Annotated in this window: 3 rRNA genes; all 3 read left to right on the forward strand. The window is 56.2% G+C overall.

Features of this window, described 5'->3' with window-relative positions:
* A 16S ribosomal RNA gene (locus NFJ07_RS25370) occupies positions 1 to 1,327 on the forward strand; the annotation flags it as partial.
* Between the two features lie 559 nt (positions 1,328 to 1,886).
* Positions 1,887 to 5,023, forward strand: a 23S ribosomal RNA gene (locus NFJ07_RS25375).
* Positions 5,024 to 5,181: 158 nt separating this feature from the next.
* Positions 5,182 to 5,298, forward strand: a 5S ribosomal RNA gene (gene rrf / locus NFJ07_RS25380).
* Positions 5,299 to 5,307 lie beyond the last annotated feature (9 nt).

Here is a 5,307-nt window from a genome sequence, read left to right on the forward strand (position 1 = left end):
TGGTGGTGGAAAGCTTTTGCGGTTTTGGATGGACTCGCGGCCTATCAGCTTGTTGGTGGGGTAATGGCCTACCAAGGCGACGACGGGTAGCCGGCCTGAGAGGGTGACCGGCCACACTGGGACTGAGACACGGCCCAGACTCCTACGGGAGGCAGCAGTGGGGAATATTGCACAATGGGCGAAAGCCTGATGCAGCGACGCCGCGTGAGGGATGACGGCCTTCGGGTTGTAAACCTCTTTCAGTAGGGAAGAAGCGAAAGTGACGGTACCTGCAGAAGAAGCGCCGGCTAACTACGTGCCAGCAGCCGCGGTAATACGTAGGGCGCAAGCGTTATCCGGAATTATTGGGCGTAAAGAGCTCGTAGGCGGTTTGTCGCGTCTGCTGTGAAAGACCGGGGCTCAACTCCGGTTCTGCAGTGGGTACGGGCAGACTAGAGTGATGTAGGGGAGACTGGAATTCCTGGTGTAGCGGTGAAATGCGCAGATATCAGGAGGAACACCGATGGCGAAGGCAGGTCTCTGGGCATTAACTGACGCTGAGGAGCGAAAGCATGGGGAGCGAACAGGATTAGATACCCTGGTAGTCCATGCCGTAAACGTTGGGCACTAGGTGTGGGGGACATTCCACGTTTTCCGCGCCGTAGCTAACGCATTAAGTGCCCCGCCTGGGGAGTACGGCCGCAAGGCTAAAACTCAAAGGAATTGACGGGGGCCCGCACAAGCGGCGGAGCATGCGGATTAATTCGATGCAACGCGAAGAACCTTACCAAGGCTTGACATGAACCGGTAACGCCTGGAAACAGGTGCCCCGCTTGCGGTCGGTTTACAGGTGGTGCATGGTTGTCGTCAGCTCGTGTCGTGAGATGTTGGGTTAAGTCCCGCAACGAGCGCAACCCTCGTTCTATGTTGCCAGCGCGTGATGGCGGGGACTCATAGGAGACTGCCGGGGTCAACTCGGAGGAAGGTGGGGACGACGTCAAATCATCATGCCCCTTATGTCTTGGGCTTCACGCATGCTACAATGGCCGGTACAAAGGGTTGCGATACTGTGAGGTGGAGCTAATCCCAAAAAGCCGGTCTCAGTTCGGATTGGGGTCTGCAACTCGACCCCATGAAGTCGGAGTCGCTAGTAATCGCAGATCAGCAACGCTGCGGTGAATACGTTCCCGGGCCTTGTACACACCGCCCGTCAAGTCACGAAAGTTGGTAACACCCGAAGCCGGTGGCCTAACCCTTGTGGGGGGAGCCGTCGAAGGTGGGACCGGCGATTGGGACTAAGTCGTAACAAGGTAGCCGTACCGGAAGGTGCGGCTGGATCACCTCCTTTCTAAGGAGCACCATTATCGCCCCTTCTCCTTCCGCATGGATGGTGGGGGGTGTGTGGAAGCAAAGCCCATTGCGCAGGCGTCTGTTCTGCGGTGGGTGCTCATGGGTGGAATATCAGCAGATAGCGGCCGGGTGTTTCTTTCCTGCCCTTAGTACGGATGCTCTTTGAGTGTTTTGGAACGGTGCGGGGCGGGGGTGTCTGGTTTTCGTGTTTGGCACACTGTTGGGTCCTGAGGCAACAGGGCCGGGGTGCGTAATCCTTTTCGGGGGTTGCGTGGTTCCGGGTTTGTGTGTTTCTGGTTTCCTGGCTGCATTGTCCTGTGCGTTCATCGTTGCTCCTTTTGGGGGGTGGCGGGGTGCGGGGGGTGTGGTACGGGGTTGTTGTTTGAGAACTACATAGTGGACGCGAGCATCTAGGCACGCGCATGGTCATTGCCTCTTTTGGGGGTGGTGGGGTGTGTGTGTCTTACAGCAATTTCTTTTTATGAACCTGGATCCGGTCATGCTTTGGTGTGGCACGGTTTCCGTGGTTCTCTCGAAAAAGTTTTTTGATCTTGTGTGGTCAAGTTTTTAAGGGCACACGGTGGATGCCTTGGCATTAGGAGCCGAAGAAGGACGTAGGAATCTGCGATAAGCCTGGGGGAGTTGATAACCGAACGGTGATCCCAGGATGTCCGAATGGGGAAACCCCGCCAGACGCGCTTGCGTGATCTGGTGACCCGCATCTGAACACATAGGGTGCGTGGGGGGAACGCGGGGAAGTGAAACATCTCAGTACCCGCAGGAAGAGAAAACAAGAGTGATTCCGTTAGTAGTGGCGAGCGAACGCGGATGAGGCTAAACCGTTCCATGTGTGATAGCCGGCGGGCGTTGCATGGGCGGGGTTGTGGGACTTTCCGTATTGGTTCTGCCGGACCGGTGGGGTGAGAGTACAGGCATAGGTGAACGGTCTTGAAAGGCCGGCCGGAGAGGGTGTTAGCCCCGTAACCGTAATGTTGTGTGCCGCCTGGAGAGGATCCCAAGTAGCACGGGGCCCGAGAAATCCCGTGTGAATCTGTCAGGACCACCTGATAAGCCTAAATACTTCCTAATGACCGATAGCGGACCAGTACCGTGAGGGAAAGGTGAAAAGTACCCCGGGAGGGGAGTGAAACAGTACCTGAAACCGTGTGCTTACAATCCGTCGGAGCAGCCTTGTAGTTGTGACGGCGTGCCTTTTGAAGAATGAGCCTGCGAGTTAGTGTTACGTCGCGAGGTTAACCCGTGTGGGGTAGCCGTAGCGAAAGCGAGTCTGAATAGGGCGAGTGTAGTGGCGTGATCTAGACCCGAAGCGGAGTGATCTACCCATGGCCAGGTTGAAGCGACGGTAAGACGTCGTGGAGGACCGAACCCACTTCAGTTGAAAATGGAGGGGATGAGCTGTGGGTAGGGGTGAAAGGCCAATCAAACTCCGTGATAGCTGGTTCTCCCCGAAATGCATTTAGGTGCAGCGTTGCGTGTTTCTTGCCGGAGGTAGAGCTACTGGATGGCCGATGGGCCCTACAAGGTTACTGACGTCAGCCAAACTCCGAATGCCGGTAAGTGAGAGCGCAGCAGTGAGACTGTGGGGGATAAGCTTCATAGTCGAGAGGGAAACAGCCCAGACCACCAACTAAGGCCCCTAAGCGTGTGCTAAGTGGGAAAGGATGTGGAGTTGCGAAGACAACCAGGAGGTTGGCTTAGAAGCAGCCATCCTTGAAAGAGTGCGTAATAGCTCACTGGTCAAGTGATTCCGCGCCGACAATGTAGCGGGGCTCAAGTACACCGCCGAAGTTGTGGATTTCAGATAGTAGACAAGCCTTCGTGGTTCAGTCGTCTGGAGTGGTAGGGGAGCGTCGTGTGGGCGGTGAAGTCGCGGTGTAAACCAGCGGTGGAGCCTACACGAGTGAGAATGCAGGCATGAGTAGCGAAAGACGGGTGAGAAACCCGTCCGCCGAATGATCAAGGGTTCCAGGGTCAAGCTAATCTGCCCTGGGTAAGTCGGGACCTAAGGCGAGGCCGACAGGCGTAGTCGATGGACAACGGGTTGATATTCCCGTACCGGCGAAGGACCGCCCATGCCAAGCGGGGGATACTAACCGCCCGGAGCCTGCCCAATCACCCTTGTGGTGTGCGGGTTTTGGCCGAGCGCGGGACCTGATCCCGGGAGGTAAGCGTATTAACAGGTGTGACGCAGGAAGGTAGCCGGGCCGGGCGATGGTTGCCCCGGTCTAAGGATGTAGGGTCAGCGATAGGCAAATCCGTCGCTGTGTCTTTGATGACGTTCCTGAGATCTGATGGGACTCCCGCAAGGGGGGATCCGGTGATCCTATGCTGCCTAGAAAAGCATCGGCGCGAGGTTCTAGCCGCCCGTACCCCAAACCGACACAGGTGATCAGGTAGAGAATACCAAGGCGATCGAGAGAATTATGGTTAAGGAACTCGGCAAAATGCCCCCGTAACTTCGGGAGAAGGGGGGCCCCAACCTTGAACACCACTTGCTGGTGGGAGGGGATCGGGGCCGCAGAGACCAGGGGGAAGCGACTGTTTACTAAAAACACAGGTCCGTGCGAAGTCGCAAGACGATGTATACGGACTGACTCCTGCCCGGTGCTGGAAGGTTAAGAGGACCGGTTAGCCGCAAGGCGAAGCTGAGAATTTAAGCCCCAGTAAACGGCGGTGGTAACTATAACCATCCTAAGGTAGCGAAATTCCTTGTCGGGTAAGTTCCGACCTGCACGAATGGAGTAACGACTTCCCCGCTGTCTCAACCATAAACTCGGCGAAATTGCAGTACGAGTAAAGATGCTCGTTACGCGCAGCAGGACGGAAAGACCCCGAGACCTTTACTATAGTTTGGTATTGGTGTTCGGAGTGGCTTGTGTAGGATAGGTGGGAGACGTTGAAGCCCGGACGCCAGTTCGGGTGGAGTCATCGTTGAAATACCACTCTGGTCACTTTGGACATCTAACTTCGGCCCGTGATCCGGGTCAGGGACAGTGCCTGATGGGTAGTTTAACTGGGGCGGTTGCCTCCTAAAAAGTAACGGAGGCGCCCAAAGGTTCCCTCAGCCTGGTTGGCAATCAGGTGTCGAGTGTAAGTGCACAAGGGAGCTTGACTGTGAGAGAGACATCTCAAGCAGGGACGAAAGTCGGGACTAGTGATCCGGCGGTACATTGTGGAATGGCCGTCGCTCAACGGATAAAAGGTACCTCGGGGATAACAGGCTGATCTTGCCCAAGAGTCCATATCGACGGCATGGTTTGGCACCTCGATGTCGGCTCGTCGCATCCTGGGGCTGGAGTAGGTCCCAAGGGTTGGGCTGTTCGCCCATTAAAGCGGTACGCGAGCTGGGTTTAGAACGTCGTGAGACAGTTCGGTCCCTATCCGCTGCGCGCGCAGGAAATTTGAGAAGGGCTGTCCTTAGTACGAGAGGACCGGGACGGACGAACCTCTGGTGTGTCAGTTGTACTGCCAAGTGCACCGCTGATTAGCTACGTTCGGATGGGATAACCGCTGAAAGCATCTAAGCGGGAAGCTCGCTTCAAGATGAGATTTCCAGACACCTCGTGTGTGAGAGGCCCCCAGCCAGACCACTGGGTTGATAGGCCGGATGTGGAAGACAGGACTAAAGACTGTTGAAGCTGACCGGTACTAATAGGCCGATAACTTACACCACACAAACACACAACTGCTTGCGTCCACTATGTGGTTCCCGAACAACAACCCGTTGCTCCAGGAACAAAACACAACTGAATAACAACACCACAATTGTTGTAACCACCAAGTCTTCCCACCCCCGCACACCGTGTGTGCGGCGGGATCGGGTAACAGGGTTACGGCGGTCATAGCGTGGGGGAAACGCCCGGTCCCATTCCGAACCCGGAAGCTAAGACCCACAGCGCCGATGGTACTGCACCCGGGAGGGTGTGGGAGAGTAGGACACCGCCGGACAACCATTCA

It is taken from the genome of Arthrobacter sp. B2a2-09 (assembly GCF_027587375.1).
GTDB lineage: Bacteria > Actinomycetota > Actinomycetes > Actinomycetales > Micrococcaceae > Arthrobacter.